Raw genomic sequence first — 15,203 nt, 5'->3', positions numbered from 1 at the left:
AAGGAGCCCGCGGGCTCCTTTTTTGTGCGCCTATTGCTTTTCGATCGCCTTCACCTTGGACCGGTGATCCGACAGCCTCTTGATCAGGAATTGCCGCGCCTTGCGCTCGGCCAACCGGACGCGGATTTCGGTAAGGAAGGCCTCCTCAAGCGATTGGGAGGCCGCGCCCAGCACGTCACCAACTTCGACGTAGAACCGATCTTGGCCGGTTTCGTCCATGACCTTCATCGTATCCTCGGCCAGTTTCGCCGCGAGAATGGTGATGGTGTCGGACATCAGCGTGTGTTCTCGGTCAGGCGGCGTTTGACGTAGTCGGTCACGTTGGTCATCAGCGTATCCATGTGCTCACCCTGGAAGAAGTGGTCGGCTCCTTCAACCTCGGTGTGGGTGATGGTGATACCCTTCTGTTCGTGCAGCTTTCCGACCAGTGCTGTGGTGTCCGCCGGCGGTGCCACCCGGTCAGCCGTTCCGTTGATGATCAGCCCGGACGAGGGGCAGGGGGCAAGGAACGAAAAATCATACATGTTCGCGGGCGGCGAAACGCTGATGAAGCCGGTGATCTCGGGGCGACGCATCAGCAACTGCATGCCGATCCAGGCTCCGAACGAAAAGCCTGCGACCCAGCAGTGTTTCGAGTTGTTGTTCATCGACTGCAGATAGTCCAGCGCCGATGCCGCGTCGCTGAGTTCTCCGACGCCCTGGTCATACTCGCCCTGGCTGCGGCCGACGCCCCGGAAATTGAAGCGCAGGACCGTAAAACCCATGTTGTAGAACGCGTAGTGCAGGTTGTAGACGACCTTGTTGTTCATGGTCCCGCCGAACTGGGGGTGCGGGTGCAGCACGATGGCGATCGGTGCGTCTTTTTCCTTTTGGGGGTGGTAACGGCCTTCCAGTCGGCCTTCAGGTCCGGGAAAAATCACCTCGGGCATGTGTGCGGTTGTCCTGTCTTTTTCTCGCGGGCGCCGGGATATACTTGACGGTTATCGTCAGGCACCTTAGAACGGTTCTAATTGAGTATCGCAGCGTGAACACGCTGTCAGTCGGAGATACGCACTGACCGCGGCGACGTCAATGTTTTCACGCGGTTCAAGCCACGAGGATCGAAGAATGAAGCTGTCAACCAAGGGCCGTTACGCGATGGTGGCGTTGGCGGACATCGCGCTTCAACCCGCCGACACGCTGGTGACCCTGGGAGAGATTTCCGAGCGTCAGGACATTTCGCTGCCCTATCTGGAGCAGCTGTTCGTCAAGCTGCGCCGTGCCGATCTGGTTGCATCCGTGCGCGGGCCGGGCGGCGGCTATCGTTTGGCGCGGCCGGCGTCGGAGATCCGCGTGGTCGAGATTCTGTCAGCCGTGGATGAAACAGTTGATGCCATGCACAAGGGGGCCGGGGCGTCGGGGGGATCCTCGGGCAGCCGGGCGCAGTCGCTGACCAACCGCCTGTGGGAAAGTCTCAGCGCGCATGTCTACGTATTCCTGCACCAGACACGCTTGTCCGATGTGATCCAGAACGACCTTGCGCCGTGTCCGGCGGTGCCGGGGCTGTTCTCGGTCGTGGATGATTGACTGGTGAGTGGATTGGGAATCTCGAGGGGCGTGGCCGTGGATGAAAAGGTGAGTCCATGAGACGTGTTTACCTGGATCACAACGCCACGACCCGGCTGCGCCCCGAGGCGCGCGACGCGATGATCGCGGCGATGGAGGTCTGCGGCAACCCCTCCTCGGTCCATGCTGAGGGGCGAGCGGCCAAGGCTGTCATCGAAAAGGCGCGTGCGCAGGTGGCCGCGGCCTTTGGGGCGGATGGGGCCGATATCGTGTTCACATCCGGGTCGACCGAAGGCGCGGCGCTGGCCTTGGAAGGGCGCAACCTGCATGGCGCGGCGATCGAACATGATGCCGTAAGGGCCTGGACTGTCGAGGATTTGCCGGTTTCGCACCAAGGCGTTGTCGCCGTAGCCGACCCGGACCGGTCCACGTTGCAACTCGCCAATTCTGAAACCGGGATCATTCAGGCCTTGCCCAAGGGTCTAGCCGTCACCGATGCCACGCAGGCGTTCGGGAAACTGCCGATCGCCTTCAACTGGCTGGATGTGCAGATGGCGTTGGTCTCGGCGCACAAGCTGGGCGGGCCAAAGGGTGTGGGTGCCGTGGTGATGAAACGCGGCACGGATCTGGAGGCCCGGATCAAGGGCGGTGGCCAGGAAATGGGGCGCCGGTCGGGGACGGAAAATGTCATTGGAATCGCTGGGTTCGGCGCTGCGGCTGAAGCGGCGGCGCGGGATCTGGCAAACGGAGTTTGGGAAAAGGTTGCAGAGCTTAGAAATATTCTAGAAAAGGCCCTTGAGGCTGGTTCTAAATCTACTATTTTTGTCGGGAAAGATCAGGATCGATTGCCCAACACCCTGTGCTTTGCGACGCCCGGCTGGAAGGGCGAAACGCAGGTGATGCAGATGGATCTGTCGGGCTTTGCGATCAGCGCCGGTTCGGCCTGCTCCAGTGGCAAGGTGAAGGCAAGCGCGGTACTGACCGCGATGGGATATGACGAGGCCACGGCGGCCAGCGCGGTACGCGTTTCGCTGGGCCCCGAGACGAATGAAGAAGACGTGCTGCGTTTCGCCGAAACGTGGCTGGAAAAAGAGAAAAAGCATCGCGCGCGGGCCGCGTGATCTGACGGAGGGTGGAACATGGCCGCTTTGGACCAGACCCAGGTAAAAGAAGGTGTCGATCAGGAAACCGTTGACGCGGTGCGCGAGGTCGGAACCTACAAATACGGGTGGGATACGGATATCGAAATGGAGTACGCGCCCAAAGGCGTGAATCCCGATATCGTCAAGCTGATATCGGAAAAGAACGAAGAGCCCGAGTGGATGACCGAATGGCGCCTGAAGGCCTTCGAGCGTTGGACCCAGATGGAAGAGCCAAAATGGGCCATGGTCCACTATCCTGAAATCGATTTTCAGGACCAGTATTACTATGCCCGGCCCAAGTCGATGGAGACCAAGCCCAAGTCTCTGGACGAGGTCGATCCGAAACTGCTGGCCACTTACGAGAAGCTCGGTATCCCGCTGAAAGAACAGATGATTCTGGCCGGCGTGGAAGGTGCCGAGGATGCCCCGGCCGAGGGCCGCAAGGTCGCGGTGGATGCGGTGTTCGACTCGGTTTCGGTTGGCACGACCTTCCAAGCCGAGCTGAAGAAGGCCGGCGTCATCTTCTGCTCGATCTCCGAGGCGATCAAGGAACACCCCGAACTGGTCAAGAAATACCTGGGCTCGGTGGTTCCGGTGTCGGACAATTTCTATGCCACGCTGAATTCGGCCGTGTTCTCGGACGGCTCGTTCGTCTATGTGCCGCCCGGCGTACGCTGCCCGATGGAGCTGAGCACTTATTTCCGCATCAACGCAGAAAACACGGGGCAGTTCGAGCGGACGCTGATCATCGCCGACAAGGGCTCGTACGTGTCCTATCTGGAAGGCTGCACCGCGCCGCAGCGTGATACCGCGCAGCTGCACGCCGCAGTGGTCGAGATCATCGTCGAAGAAGACGCCGAGGTGAAATATTCGACCGTCCAGAACTGGTTCCCGGGCGACGAGAACGGCAAGGGCGGCATCTACAACTTCGTGACCAAGCGTGCCGATTGTCGGGGCGACCGGTCCAAGGTGATGTGGACGCAGGTCGAGACCGGCAGTGCCGTGACCTGGAAATACCCGTCCTGCATCCTGCGGGGCGATGACAGCCAAGGCGAGTTCTACTCGATCGCCATCACCAACAACATGCAGCAGGCCGATACCGGCACCAAGATGATCCATTTGGGCAAGAACACCAAGTCGCGCATCGTGTCCAAGGGCATCAGCGCGGGCAAGGCCCAGAACACCTATCGCGGGCTGGTGTCGATGCACCCCAAGGCCAAGAACAGCCGCAACTATACCCAGTGCGACAGCCTGCTGATCGGCGACAAATGCGGGGCGCATACCGTTCCGTATATCGAGGTCAAGAACAACAGCAGCCGGGTCGAGCACGAGGCTACCACCTCGAAGGTCGATGACGATCAGCTGTTCTATTGCCGCCAGCGCGGCATGGACGAGGAAGAAGCCGTGGCGCTGGTGGTCAACGGGTTCTGCAAGGACGTGCTGCAGGCGCTGCCGATGGAGTTCGCCATGGAAGCCCAGCAGCTGGTCGCGATCTCGCTGGAAGGCTCGGTCGGCTGATGGCACGCTCGCCGCGCACCCGCAGGGATGATGTCCTGACCGCGGCGTCTTATGCGCTGCCGGTTCTGGGCGGCTTGCTGGGCGTGGCCTATGTCAACGTCAACTACACCGATTTCATCAACCCGGTCTGGGCAATCGGCGGCGGGGCGGTCCTGGGATGGATCGCGGCGCGGCTGCTGCGCAGGGTGCTGGGATAGGAACAGACCGGGGCCGGGGCGTCCCGAAGATACGCAAAAGGACAAAACATGCTGGAAATCAAGAACCTGCACGTCAAACTTGAGGAAGAGGAAAAGCAGATCCTCAAGGGCGTGGACCTGACGGTCGAAGCCGGCAAGGTACACGCGATCATGGGGCCGAACGGCTCGGGCAAGTCGACGCTCAGCTATGTGCTGTCGGGCCGTGACGGATACGAGGTCACCGAGGGTTCGGCCACGCTGGATGGCGCCGACCTGCTGGAGATGGAGCCGGAAGAGCGTGCCGCCGCCGGCGTGTTCCTGGCGTTCCAGTACCCGGTCGAGATCCCGGGCGTGGGCAACATGACCTTCCTGCGCACCGCCGTGAACGCCCAGCGCAAGGCGCGTGGCGAGGAAGAACTCTCGGCTGCGGATTTCCTGAAACTGGTGCGCGAGAAGGCCAAGTCGCTGAAGATTGACGCCGACATGCTGAAGCGCCCGGTGAACGTTGGTTTCTCGGGCGGCGAGAAGAAGCGCAACGAAATCCTGCAGATGGCGATGCTGGAACCCAAGATGTGCATCCTGGACGAGACCGACTCGGGCCTTGACGTGGATGCGATGAAGCTGGTTGCCGAGGGCGTGAACGCGCTGCGCGACGAAGGCCGTGGATTCCTGGTGATCACCCACTATCAGCGCCTGCTGGACCACATCAAACCCGACGTGGTGCACATCATGGCCGATGGCCGGATCGTCAAGACCGGCGGGCCCGAGCTGGCGCTGGAAGTCGAAAACAACGGTTACGCCGACATTCTTGCCGAGGTGAACTGATGGCCTTGCCCGACGTGAAACAATCCGCGACCGAGGCGCGGCTGGCCACGCTGCGCATGCCCGAAGCCGGCTGCACCCGCGACGCGCGCGAGGCGGCCCTGGCCCGGCTGCGCGCCATGGGTCTGCCCGGGCGGCGCGACGAGTATTGGAAATACACGCGTCCCGATACGCTTACCTCGCCCGAGGCCCCGGCGGCCGAGGTGTTCCACACCGACGAGCCGATGGTCTTTGACGGGTTCGACCGCCTTAAAATCGTCTTCGTCGATGGCGTGTTCAGCCCCGAGGACAGCGATGACCTGACGCTGGAAGGCGTGAGCATCGACCGGCTTGAGGATATCTGCTGCAAGGACATCCACTGGGCCAAGCAACTGTACGGCGTGCTCGAGGAGCGGGGCCAGACCCCGGTTCAACGCCCGCTGGCGGCGCTGAACACCGCCTTTGCGCAGGACGGCGTGGCGATCCATGTGACCGGCAACCCGTCCAAGCCGATCAGTCTGATCTATCGCCACGACTCCGAGACCTCGGACGCGATCCTGCACCACGTGATCCGCGTGGAAAGCGGCGCCGAGGTGACGATTCTCGAGAATGGCCCGGCGGCCTCGCGGTTCAACAAGTGCATCGAGATCGACATCGCCGATGGCGGCACGCTGCACCATGTCCGGGCGCAGGGCAGGGACCATCAGCGCCGTGCCGCGACGCATATGTTCACCCGGTTGGGCAAGGACTCCGTCTACAAGTCTTTCACCCTGACCGTGAATGGTGTGCTGACGCGCAATGAACAGGTGGTCGAGCTGACCGGCGACGATGCGGTGGCGCATGTGGCCGGCGCCTGCGTGGGCGATGGCGACTTCCACCATGACGACACGGTGTTCATCACCCATGACGCGGTGAACTGCGAAAGCCGTCAGGTGTTCAAGAAGGTTCTGCGCAACGGCGCGACCGGCGTGTTCCAAGGCAAGATCCTGGTCAAGGAAGGCGCTCAGAAGACCGATGGCTACCAGATCAGCCAGTCTTTGCTGCTGGATGACGACAGTCAGTTCCTGGCCAAGCCCGAGCTTGAGATCTATGCCGACGACGTGGCCTGTTCGCATGGGTCGACCTCGGGTGCGATCGACGAGACCGCGCTGTTCTACCTGCGCTCGCGCGGGGTTCCGGCAAAGGAGGCGACCAACATGCTGACGCTGGCCTTTTTGGCCGAAGCCGTGGAAGAGATCGAAGACGAAGCGCTGGCCGAGGACATCGTCTCGCGGCTGGAAGGCTGGTTGGCGCGGCACAGCTGATGCCGGTGACCACCGATATCGTCGCCTCGTATCGCGGGCCCGGTCGGGTGGTGCGTCGACTGCTGGACATGGGCCCGCGCGAAGACCGCGCGCTGGCCTTTGTCATGGCGTTCTGTGTGATTGGCTTTATCGCACAGTTGCCGGGCCTCGCGCGCCGTGCCCATCTTGAGGGGTTGGACCTGAACATGCTGATGGGTGGGGCCTTGCTGGGGTCGGTCTTCATTCTGCCGTTACTGCTTTACGTCCTTGCCTGGGGGACTTATCTGATTTCTCGCATGTTCGGCGGTGCAACCACGTCCTATCAGGCGCGGCTTGCGCTGTTCTGGGCTCTGCTCGCCTCATCGCCGCTGGTGTTGTTGAACGGGCTGGTGGCGGGTTTCATCGGTCCGGGCCCTGTCCAGACGCTGACCGGGGCCCTGTGGGTTGCCGTATTCGTCTGGTTCTGGTTTTCCGGATTTTCTCAAACACGAAGGGCGCCGGCATGAACGCCGCATTTCTGGGACATCTGGCCGTTCTGACACTGGCAAATCCGGCCGAGGCGGCAAGGCGTCTGTTGACCAGTGTACCCGGTCGGGATGTGCTTTGGACAGCGCTGGCATTGGTCGTTGTCCTGAACGCTTTGTCTCAATCACTGTCGACCCTTGTGTTTCCGGCGCTTGATCCATCGCTGGAAATGGCGTTTGAACCGGTTGTGCAGTCGTTGGCGACTTCGGCCGGGGCCGTTCTCTTGGGCATCTTCGCGTTCCATTTTGTCGGCAGGATGCTTGGCGGCACCGGTAGCCTGGAAGGCATGATGCTGCTAATGGTCTGGCTGCAATTTCTGCAGATTCTGGGCCAATTGATCATCTTCGTCATGGTGATGGTTGCGCCGACGATGTTCCTGATCCTCGTATTGGGGATGAGCCTGTACAGCCTCTACATCAGCCTGCATTTCATCAATCAGGCGCACCACTTCCACTCGCTGGGCAAATCCTTCGTGGTCATCCTCATCTCGGGATTGCTGGCGATACCCTTCGTCCTGTTGATGACCCCAAGCGGGCCTGTTTAGGGAATTCGTTCATGTATGACGTCCAGAAAATCCGCGCCGATTTCCCGATCCTCTCGCGTGAGGTGAACGGGAAGCCGTTGACGTATCTCGACAATGGGGCCTCGGCGCAGAAACCTCAGGTGGTGATAGATGCAGTCACCAATGCCTATGCGCACGAGTATTCGAACGTGCATCGCGGATTGCACTACCTGTCGAACCTGGCGACCGAAAAGTACGAATCCGTGCGCGGGACCGTCGCCCGGTTTTTGAATGTCGAGAATGAGGATGAGATCGTCCTGAATTCCGGGACGACCGAGGGGATCAACCTTGTCGCCTATGGGTGGGCCATGCCGCGGATGCAGGCCGGCGACGAAATTGTTCTGAGCGTCATGGAGCATCATGCCAACATCGTACCCTGGCATTTTCTGCGCGAACGCCAGGGCGTCGTTCTGAAATGGGTGGACGTGGATGCAAGTGGTGCGTTGGATCCGCAGGCCGTGATCGACGCCATCGGGCCCAAGACCAAACTGGTGGCGGTGACCCAGTGTTCCAACGTTCTGGGTACCGTGGTTGACGTGAAGGCGATCACCGAAGGCGCCCATGCCAAAGGCGTGCCTGTGCTGGTCGACGGAAGCCAGGGCGCGGTTCACATGCCGGTGGATCTGCAGGATATCGGGTGTGATTTCTATGCTATTACCGGACACAAGCTGTACGGCCCGTCGGGATCCGGCGCGATCTTTATCAAATCGGAACGCATGGCCGAGATGCGCCCCTTCATCGGAGGAGGCGATATGATCAAGGAAGTGTCGAAAGACAGGGTGATCTACAACGATCCGCCGATGAAATTCGAAGCCGGCACTCCGGGTATCGTCCAGACAATCGGCATGGGCGTTGCGCTGGACTACATGATGAGTTTGGGGATGGACAACATCGCGGCCCATGAGGCGGGCTTGCGCGACTATGCAATGCAGCGCCTGACCGGGCTGAACTGGCTGCAGGTTCAGGGGACGACGCCCGACAAGGCCGCTATCTTCAGCTTTACGCTGGATGGTGCGGGCCACGCGCACGATGTATCCACCATTCTCGACAAGAAGGGCGTCGCCGTTCGGGCGGGGCACCATTGCGCCGGTCCGTTGATGGATCATCTCGGGGTTACGGCCACCTGCCGCGCCAGTTTTGGTCTGTACAACACAACCGATGAGGTCGACACACTGATCGATGCGCTGGAACTGGCGCACGAATTGTTTGCCTGATTGTTCGTCGCTAAACCGAGTTCCGACATGCAAAATCCAGTTGCACCCGGATCGGAACAAGGTTAGCTAACGGCCAACGCACCTGTAGCTCAGCTGGATAGAGCGCTGCCCTCCGAAGGCAGAGGCCAGAGGTTCGAATCCTCTCAGGTGCGCCACTTTCTTCCAGAGTTTCAAGAGGTAGCGCTTCTGCGCCTGTGTCCGTCACAGCCGGATCGGCGCTATGCAGCAAAAAGCCCCGGGCAGTGATGCGCCGAGGCTTTTTGCGGGGTTGGTGAGTGGTAGTGTATTAGCCGCGCCAGGAGCGAACGTCGCCGCAGTCCATGTGCACGAAATTTGATCCATAGTATTGGCCGACACCGCCGGCACGGCACGAAATGGCTGCCTTGGCCATCTGTGAGACCGAGCGGGAGGCAAGCCGCAAATCCGCAGCCTGGCCTTTGACATGGAGAGAGTTCTTGGCGACACCGCGCGACCGACGGCGCAGCATGGCGTTGGTCTGCGGAGAGCGGTAGCCCGACAACAGCATGTAGGGCTCGTTCACATCCAGCAGGTTGTGGGCCGCGGCCATGATGTCGATCGTGCGCAGATCCATGTCCTTTGACTGATCGGTGCGCCAGTCACGCATGAAGTGGTTGATTTCCTTGACCGCGTCTTTGACGTATTTACCATCGACCCAGTAGATCATGTCCAAGCGCTCGCCGGTGCGACCCGAATACATACGGATCCTGCGGATGTCTCCACCCCCGCGAAGGAAGCCTGCTGCGTTTGAGTAGGTTGGTGCTGCAACAACTGCCGTTGCCGCGAATGCGCCCAATAGGGCACGCCGGGTCATCCCCGAGGTACTGCTCTTGGTCATAGCGTGTTTCGTCCCGTACAGTTCCTGCCTGCACACGATGTTACGTGCGCTTTCTTAATTCTTTCCCATCCCAGATGCGGATTTTATGCCACAGAGGGATTCTTGCGCCAAGTGATCTTTTGGTCTTGTGCTTTCTTACGGGGAATTTTCGGCGAAAATCTGCGCAAGTGACAAAAAATGTGGCGAACAGACCTGAATCCCTTTCGTTTTTTTCCAGACGATGCAATCGCGCATCAGGGGGCCAGCGGTGTGATGTGCTGTTGGAAATGTGAGTGGACAATCCCCCGAGGCGTGAAACATAATTGTCGGGCGCAAAAACTAGTGTTCCAAGTTATTGAAAACCAAGGCTATCCCATGAATTCTGTCCGTCGGACCTGTACGATTTTTCTGTTTGCCGCAAGCATCGCCGTGTCGGCCACATCCGTTCAGGCGGCTCCGACCCAGGCTGAGAGTTTCGCGTTTCGGATGGCTGTGGCGGAAAGCGCAGAGACAACCCCGGAAATCGCGTCCTTTTATCGAGAACAGGAATTCGCGCCGATTTGGGTCGGTCCTACCTCTGATCACGCGGCGCGTCGGTCGGCACTTATCAAAGCATTGTCCCATGCTCAGATGCATGGGCTTCCGGCCGAACGATATGACGTTGATGGCCTGATGGCGAAGATGCAGAGCGCTCGGTCAAACCGCGATCTCGGGGCGCTTGAGGCAGCGCTGAGCGAGGCGTTTGTCCGCTATGCGCAGGATATTCAGTCCGGGCTGCTGCGCCCGGCTCAGATCGATGCCGGCCTCGTGCGTGCGGTCGAACGGAAGCCAGCCTCGGAACATCTTGCGGCGATGATGAGATCCACCGACGGCTCTTATCTCGCGCAGCTTCCACCGCAGTCCAGCCAGTACCGGGCGCTGCTCAAGCAGAAGATGGCGCTGCAGTCACTGAACGAACATGGTGAATGGGGGCCGACCGTTCCAACCGGAAAATACGAACGCGGCGATACGGGGCCAAGCGTCATAAAACTGCGTAATCGTTTGGTTGCGATGGGGTTCCTCAAGCCCACGGCCAGCCCGGAATATGACGACTCCATGGTGGCAGCGGTGCAAGCCTTCCAACGCGCCCATGGACTTGAACCAGATGGTGTCGCCGGCCAGGGAACGATTGCCGAAATCAACCGTTCACCTTCTGACCGGCTCAAGGCGGTGATGGTTGCGATGGAACGTGAACGCTGGCTCCCTCGCGAGAGGGGGGCACGGCATGTTCTGGTCAATCAGGCCGACTTTTCCGCGAAAATCGTCGACGATGGTCGGGTGACATTTGAAACACGTGCAGTGATAGGCAAAAACACCAGCGATCGTCAAAGCCCCGAATTTTCGGATGTGATGGAGCACATGGTGATCAATCCCAGCTGGCATGTGCCGCGCTCGATCATCACCAAGGAATACCTGCCGAAGTTGCGGGCCAACCCCAATGCCGTCCGGCATCTTGAGATCACCGATCGGCGCGGGCGCCAGGTGAACCGCAATGCGGTGGACTTCAACCAGTTCACGGCTCGCAGCTTCCCGTTTGCGATGCGCCAGCCTCCGGGGCAGAGCAACGCTTTGGGGCTGGTCAAGTTCATGTTCCCCAACAAGTACAACATCTATCTGCACGACACCCCGCAGAAGAGCCTGTTCGCACGCGAAGTGCGCGCCTTCTCTCACGGGTGCATTCGTTTGGCGCAACCTTTTGATTTCGCCTATGCTTTGCTGGCAAAACAGGAAGAGGACCCCAAGGCCTTTTTCCACAGGGTGCTGGGTACCGGACGTGAAACCAAGGTTGACCTCAAACAGCCGGTTCCGGTTCATCTGATTTACCGCACCGCATTCGTCGGGCCGAAGGGCGACGTGCAGTATCGGCGCGATGTCTATGGTCGGGACCAGAAGATTTGGGATGCCCTGCAAAAAGCAGGGGTGGCCCTGCCGAACGTTCAGGGGTAAGCACAGGGCGCAAAATCCTGCGACAAGGAAGCCCGCGATGCAGTTCACCTTACAGCAAATCGCCGATGCTCTGGGGGCGCCGGCCGAGGGAAACACCAGCCTGACGATTCTGAGGGCGGCCGAGCCCAAGGATGCTGGTCCGACCGATTTGGCTATGGCGATGGCTCCGAAATACGCCGAGGCGCTTGCTGAGGGTCAGGCGCGCTGTGCCGTTCTGTGGGAGGGTGCCGACTGGCGCGCACTGGGTCTGGAGGGCGCCGTGTTCGTTGGCCGCCCCCGTATGGCAATGGCCGGAATTACCACGATGCTGGACCGGGGGCAGGGCGTCGCACTTGGGATCCATCCTTCGGCGGTCGTGGACCCGACGGCCGAGATCGCCGGAGATGTGTCCATCGGGCCTCTGGCCGTTGTCGGCCCCCGGGCCCGCATCGGATCCGGAGCGGTGATCGGCGCCCAGTGCCACGTTGGTATGGATGTCGTGCTAGGCCAGAACTGCCTGTTGCGCGAGATGGTCAGCATCGGCGCGCGTGCCGTCATCGGCGATCGCTTTATTGCGCAACCCGGAGCCAGGATAGGCGGGGATGGCTTCAGCTTTGTCACGCCCGAGGTTTCTGGTGTGGAAAACGTGCGCAAGACCATGGGCGACGCCGGAGACGCCAAGGCGCAGAGTTGGTTGCGCATCCATTCGCTCGGTGCGGTCCAGATCGGCAATGATGTCGAGGTTGGCGCGAACTGCACCATCGACAACGGTACGATCCGCAACACCGTCATCGGAGACGGCTCCAAGTTGGACAATCTTGTTCATGTCGGGCACAACACCCAGGTCGGCAGAGACTGTTTGCTGTGCGGTCAAACCGGAGTGTCCGGTTCGGTCGAGATCGGCAACAACGTGGTTTTGGGTGGCCAGACCGGAGTCGTCGACAATATCTTCATTGGTGACGGCGTGATCGCGGGCGGTGGAACCAAGATACTTTCGAATGTCCCGGCAGGTCGTGTGATCATGGGCTATCCGGGCGTGAAAATGGAAACGCACACCGAAATCTACAAGGCGCAGCGTCGGCTTCCTCGCATGGCCCGTGACGTAGAGGCGCTTAAAAAGACGGTTTTCAAACCCTCGTCGAGCGATTAAATCAACCGCAACGCGACAATCAGGGGAACGACATGAGCATCAGCGACCGCGTCATCGCAATCATTGCAGAGCAGGCCGTGCTGGAGCCGTCCGACGTGACGCCCGAAAGCTCTCTGGAAGATCTCGGAATCGATAGCATGGGCCTGGTTGAAAGCATCTTTGCTATCGAGGAAGAATTCGACATCTCGATCCCCTTTAACGCCAACGAACCGACGGCAAGTGATTTCGACATCTCGAATGTTGCAGCGATCATTGCCGGGATCGAAAAACTGGTCGCGGAAAAGGTCTGATCCGCGGTCATGAAACGGGTTGTCATTACCGGCGCTGGCACGATCAATTCGCTGGGCCATTCCGTGCCCGACACCCTGGAAGCGATGCGCGAAGGCCGTTGCGGCATTTCCGAGCTTGAATTTCGTGACGTCGACCGACTGAGCATCAAAATTGGCGGCCAGGTCCGCGGGTTCGAGGCCGAGGGCCGGTTCAATCGTCAGCAGATGGCGCTGTATGACCGTTTCACGCAATTCACTCTGACTGCGGCCAAAGAGGCGATCGACCAGTCGGGGCTGGAGTTTCACGGCGAATTGGCCGTTCGGTCGGGGGTCGTTTTGGGAACGGCCGGTGGTGGTGTTTCGACCTGGGATGACAACTACCGCTCGGTCTACGAAGACGGGAAGAACAGGGTCCATCCGTTCGTCGTGCCGAAGCTGATGAACAACGCGGCCGCAAGCCACATTTCGATGGAGCACAACCTCAAAGGCCCCAGTTTTACCGTTTCGACGGCCTGTGCATCGTCCAACCACGCGATGGCGCTGGCGTTCCAGATGGTGCGCAGTGGCGCCGCCCCGGCGATGATTACCGGTGGGTCGGAGTCCATGTTGTGTTTTGGCGGGGTCAAGGCCTGGGAAGGCCTTCGGGTCATGTCGAAGGACGCCTGCCGGCCGTTCAGCGCAAATCGCAATGGCATGGTTCAGGGCGAGGGCGCCGGTGTGTTCGTATTCGAGGAATACGAACATGCGCGTGCTCGCGGCGCTGAAATCCTGTGTGAGGTTGCGGGCTATGCGATGTCTTCGGACGCGACGGATATCGTGATGCCCAGCAAACAGGGCGCGGCCCGCGCCATGGCCGGGGCCTTGAAGGACGCGGGGCTGAACGCAAGTGACGTGGGCTATATCAACGCCCACGGCACCGGAACCGCCGCCAATGACAAGACCGAATGCGCAGCGGTCGCGGATGTATTTGGACGCCATGCCGACGATCTGATGATCTCGTCGACCAAATCCATGCACGGCCACCTTATCGGCGGAACCGGCGCGGTTGAACTGTTGGCCTGTATCATGGCCGTCCGTGACGGCGTGATTGCTCCGACCATCGGGTATGAAGAACCCGACCCGGAATGCGCTTTGGACGTCGTACCAAACGAGGCGCGCGAGGCCGAAGTAAATGTCGCACTGAGCAACGCCTTTGCGTTTGGCGGTCTGAACGCGGTCTTGGCCCTCAAGAAGGTATGAAAAAAGCCGCCATCGGATGATGGCGGCTTTGGTCATTCATTTTGGCGTGATCAGTTGGTGTTGACCTGCAGGCCGTCAAATGCAGCGGTAAATCCGCTCAGCGACAGATCCATGTTGATAACCTGATCGGGCGCGCGTGCGGGCACCAGTGAAATGGTAGCCTTCGTTCCTGCTTTCATCGCGTCAATGTCGCCCTGCGTCAGACCCAGCTGTGCAACGCAACCGACCGGAACACAGTGGTGATAGTTGTACAGCTTGCGCGGTGCGCCATCGATCGAGATGGCCAGTTGTGCCTGCAGCAGGGTTTCCAGCGGAACAATGACGTTTGCCCAGGCTGCGGCGGCACCACCGGCGGGCAGCTTGCCAACGGTAATCTCGGCCAGAGGTTCATTCTGCGCACCGTTGAGAATCTGAACCATCGCACAGGGGTCATCGCCGGTCTGCGCCTTGATGCAGGAGATCTCCCAGTCGCCCGACTTCTCGCGGACATATTGCTCGCCGACACGCGGGCCGCTTTGACCAAGATCCAGGTCGGAGCCGGTATCCGTGGTCTGACCGGTTTGGGTCTGCTCTTGAGTTTCAGTCGTGGCTTCCTGGGCGAACGCGCCTGAGCCCAGCAATGCAGCCGTTACCAGGGTGGCTGGAACAAGTTTGGTGATCATCAGTGCCTCATTGTGCTGATACAGCTTTTTCAAACGTCTCTAGCATTCCTGCTCCGCCATGTCAGTTGCAAAGCGCGCGCCAAACGCGGGATTGGACGGATTTTCGCCGACCCATCGTAGGCAACCTGAAGTGACGCCGGGAAGCCTTTGAGTACAAACGACAAAGGGAGCCGTACGTGCGGCTCCCTTCAATCAATGTATCTCCCCGTCGGACTGGCCGACTTAGTTATGCCCGAACGTTACGAGAGGCGAACCCAGTGGTCAACTGCTAACAGCGAAATTTAATGTTTCCACAAGCAGAAACTTGGCAATTTCAA

General features: G+C 60.0%; 17 protein-coding genes and 1 tRNA gene. 14 read left to right on the top strand and 4 right to left on the bottom strand.

Annotation, left to right across the window (positions count from 1 at the left end):
- Positions 1-30 precede the first annotated feature (30 nt).
- Both ACR0DA_RS05945 and ACR0DA_RS05940 read right to left on the bottom strand, forming a co-directional pair.
- Entirely contained in the window at positions 31-276 is a 246-nt protein-coding gene (locus ACR0DA_RS05945) for a hypothetical protein (RefSeq protein WP_093962100.1), read from the bottom strand.
- Positions 276-929, bottom strand: a complete 654-nt coding sequence (locus ACR0DA_RS05940) for an alpha/beta hydrolase (RefSeq protein ID WP_093962099.1) — start codon at positions 927-929, stop codon at positions 276-278. The genes ACR0DA_RS05945 and ACR0DA_RS05940 overlap by 1 nt, the downstream gene beginning before the upstream one ends.
- Positions 930-1,107: 178 nt before the next feature.
- Here ACR0DA_RS05940 and iscR point away from each other — a divergent pair, with 178 nt between their 5' ends.
- The 10 genes from iscR to ACR0DA_RS05890 all read left to right on the top strand — a co-directional run bounded on the left by iscR (position 1,108) and on the right by ACR0DA_RS05890 (position 8,921).
- Positions 1,108-1,566, top strand: coding sequence for a Fe-S cluster assembly transcriptional regulator IscR (gene iscR, locus ACR0DA_RS05935; RefSeq protein ID WP_093962098.1), 459 nt, complete (start codon positions 1,108-1,110; stop codon positions 1,564-1,566).
- 56 nt (positions 1,567-1,622) lie between these two features.
- Positions 1,623-2,666 (top strand): cysteine desulfurase family protein, encoded by a 1,044-nt coding sequence (locus ACR0DA_RS05930; RefSeq protein WP_480753265.1) that lies wholly within the window; start codon positions 1,623-1,625, stop codon positions 2,664-2,666.
- An 18-nt stretch (positions 2,667-2,684) separates the two neighbouring features.
- Positions 2,685-4,205: a Fe-S cluster assembly protein SufB gene (gene sufB, locus ACR0DA_RS05925; protein WP_170339113.1), complete on the top strand. Its 1,521-nt coding sequence runs from the start codon at positions 2,685-2,687 to the stop codon at positions 4,203-4,205.
- Complete coding sequence (locus ACR0DA_RS05920) at positions 4,205-4,402, top strand: hypothetical protein (RefSeq protein WP_170357889.1); 198 nt, start codon at positions 4,205-4,207, stop codon at positions 4,400-4,402. The genes sufB and ACR0DA_RS05920 overlap by 1 nt, the downstream gene beginning before the upstream one ends.
- A 48-nt stretch (positions 4,403-4,450) precedes the next feature.
- On the top strand, positions 4,451-5,206 hold the full coding sequence (sufC, locus tag ACR0DA_RS05915) for a Fe-S cluster assembly ATPase SufC (protein ID WP_170357887.1): 756 nt from the start codon (positions 4,451-4,453) through the stop codon (positions 5,204-5,206).
- Positions 5,206-6,486 carry a Fe-S cluster assembly protein SufD gene (gene sufD / locus ACR0DA_RS05910; RefSeq protein WP_480753263.1) on the top strand — a complete coding sequence of 427 codons (1,281 nt, stop codon included), beginning with the start codon at positions 5,206-5,208 and terminating at the stop codon, positions 6,484-6,486. The genes sufC and sufD overlap by 1 nt, the downstream gene beginning before the upstream one ends.
- Positions 6,486-6,971: a YIP1 family protein gene (locus ACR0DA_RS05905; RefSeq protein WP_170357884.1), complete on the top strand. Its 486-nt coding sequence runs from the start codon at positions 6,486-6,488 to the stop codon at positions 6,969-6,971. Before sufD ends, ACR0DA_RS05905 begins: the two co-directional genes overlap by 1 nt.
- Positions 6,968-7,534 (top strand): Yip1 family protein, encoded by a 567-nt coding sequence (locus ACR0DA_RS05900; RefSeq protein ID WP_170600522.1) that lies wholly within the window; start codon positions 6,968-6,970, stop codon positions 7,532-7,534. Before ACR0DA_RS05905 ends, ACR0DA_RS05900 begins: the two co-directional genes overlap by 4 nt.
- An 11-nt stretch (positions 7,535-7,545) precedes the next feature.
- On the top strand, positions 7,546-8,766 hold the full coding sequence (locus ACR0DA_RS05895) for a cysteine desulfurase (RefSeq protein ID WP_170595186.1): 1,221 nt from the start codon (positions 7,546-7,548) through the stop codon (positions 8,764-8,766).
- Positions 8,767-8,844: 78 nt separating this feature from the next.
- A tRNA-Arg gene (locus ACR0DA_RS05890) sits at positions 8,845-8,921 on the top strand.
- A 131-nt stretch (positions 8,922-9,052) separates the two neighbouring features.
- Here ACR0DA_RS05890 and mepK read toward each other — a convergent pair.
- Positions 9,053-9,622 carry a peptidoglycan L,D-endopeptidase MepK gene (mepK, locus tag ACR0DA_RS05885; RefSeq protein ID WP_170338571.1) on the bottom strand — a complete coding sequence of 190 codons (570 nt, stop codon included), beginning with the start codon at positions 9,620-9,622 and terminating at the stop codon, positions 9,053-9,055.
- 354 nt (positions 9,623-9,976) lie between these two features.
- Here mepK and ACR0DA_RS05880 point away from each other — a divergent pair, with 354 nt between their 5' ends.
- Genes ACR0DA_RS05880 through ACR0DA_RS05865 form a run of 4 tightly spaced genes read left to right on the top strand, consistent with a single transcriptional unit; the run spans position 9,977 to position 14,224 of the window.
- Positions 9,977-11,587, top strand: a complete 1,611-nt coding sequence (locus ACR0DA_RS05880; protein ID WP_170455290.1) for a L,D-transpeptidase family protein — start codon at positions 9,977-9,979, stop codon at positions 11,585-11,587.
- Between the two features lie 37 nt (positions 11,588-11,624).
- Complete coding sequence (gene lpxD, locus ACR0DA_RS05875) at positions 11,625-12,716, top strand: UDP-3-O-(3-hydroxymyristoyl)glucosamine N-acyltransferase (RefSeq protein WP_480753261.1); 1,092 nt, start codon at positions 11,625-11,627, stop codon at positions 12,714-12,716.
- A gap of 32 nt (positions 12,717-12,748) precedes the next feature.
- Positions 12,749-13,006, top strand: a complete 258-nt coding sequence (locus ACR0DA_RS05870) for an acyl carrier protein (RefSeq protein ID WP_093962086.1) — start codon at positions 12,749-12,751, stop codon at positions 13,004-13,006.
- Between the two features lie 9 nt (positions 13,007-13,015).
- Positions 13,016-14,224, top strand: coding sequence for a beta-ketoacyl-[acyl-carrier-protein] synthase family protein (locus tag ACR0DA_RS05865; protein ID WP_093962085.1), 1,209 nt, complete (start codon positions 13,016-13,018; stop codon positions 14,222-14,224).
- A gap of 50 nt (positions 14,225-14,274) precedes the next feature.
- Here the strand turns inward: ACR0DA_RS05865 and ACR0DA_RS05860 are convergent, their stop codons facing one another.
- Positions 14,275-14,886, bottom strand: a complete 612-nt coding sequence (locus ACR0DA_RS05860; protein ID WP_170371017.1) for an invasion associated locus B family protein — start codon at positions 14,884-14,886, stop codon at positions 14,275-14,277.
- Positions 14,887-15,203: the final 317 nt, after the last annotated feature.

The organism is Ruegeria sp. CI8 (assembly GCF_056536865.1).
The sequence above is the reverse complement of the archived record's forward strand: the minus strand, read 5'-3'. Positions and strand labels throughout refer to the sequence as shown.

What these genes read in the sequence shown, in the direction of transcription:
- ACR0DA_RS05945 (WP_093962100.1), bottom strand. Translation starts at nt 276, where the DNA reads ATGTCCGACACCATCACCATTCTCGCGGCGAAACTGGCCGAGGATACG.
- ACR0DA_RS05940 (WP_093962099.1), bottom strand. Translation starts at nt 929, where the DNA reads ATGCCCGAGGTGATTTTTCCCGGACCTGAAGGCCGACTGGAAGGCCGT.
- iscR (WP_093962098.1), top strand. Translation starts at nt 1,108, where the DNA reads ATGAAGCTGTCAACCAAGGGCCGTTACGCGATGGTGGCGTTGGCGGAC.
- ACR0DA_RS05930 (WP_480753265.1), top strand. Translation starts at nt 1,623, where the DNA reads ATGAGACGTGTTTACCTGGATCACAACGCCACGACCCGGCTGCGCCCC.
- sufB (WP_170339113.1), top strand. Translation starts at nt 2,685, where the DNA reads ATGGCCGCTTTGGACCAGACCCAGGTAAAAGAAGGTGTCGATCAGGAA.
- ACR0DA_RS05920 (WP_170357889.1), top strand. Translation starts at nt 4,205, where the DNA reads ATGGCACGCTCGCCGCGCACCCGCAGGGATGATGTCCTGACCGCGGCG.
- sufC (WP_170357887.1), top strand. Translation starts at nt 4,451, where the DNA reads ATGCTGGAAATCAAGAACCTGCACGTCAAACTTGAGGAAGAGGAAAAG.
- sufD (WP_480753263.1), top strand. Translation starts at nt 5,206, where the DNA reads ATGGCCTTGCCCGACGTGAAACAATCCGCGACCGAGGCGCGGCTGGCC.
- ACR0DA_RS05905 (WP_170357884.1), top strand. Translation starts at nt 6,486, where the DNA reads ATGCCGGTGACCACCGATATCGTCGCCTCGTATCGCGGGCCCGGTCGG.
- ACR0DA_RS05900 (WP_170600522.1), top strand. Translation starts at nt 6,968, where the DNA reads ATGAACGCCGCATTTCTGGGACATCTGGCCGTTCTGACACTGGCAAAT.
- ACR0DA_RS05895 (WP_170595186.1), top strand. Translation starts at nt 7,546, where the DNA reads ATGTATGACGTCCAGAAAATCCGCGCCGATTTCCCGATCCTCTCGCGT.
- mepK (WP_170338571.1), bottom strand. Translation starts at nt 9,622, where the DNA reads ATGACCAAGAGCAGTACCTCGGGGATGACCCGGCGTGCCCTATTGGGC.
- ACR0DA_RS05880 (WP_170455290.1), top strand. Translation starts at nt 9,977, where the DNA reads ATGAATTCTGTCCGTCGGACCTGTACGATTTTTCTGTTTGCCGCAAGC.
- lpxD (WP_480753261.1), top strand. Translation starts at nt 11,625, where the DNA reads ATGCAGTTCACCTTACAGCAAATCGCCGATGCTCTGGGGGCGCCGGCC.
- ACR0DA_RS05870 (WP_093962086.1), top strand. Translation starts at nt 12,749, where the DNA reads ATGAGCATCAGCGACCGCGTCATCGCAATCATTGCAGAGCAGGCCGTG.
- ACR0DA_RS05865 (WP_093962085.1), top strand. Translation starts at nt 13,016, where the DNA reads ATGAAACGGGTTGTCATTACCGGCGCTGGCACGATCAATTCGCTGGGC.
- ACR0DA_RS05860 (WP_170371017.1), bottom strand. Translation starts at nt 14,886, where the DNA reads ATGATCACCAAACTTGTTCCAGCCACCCTGGTAACGGCTGCATTGCTG.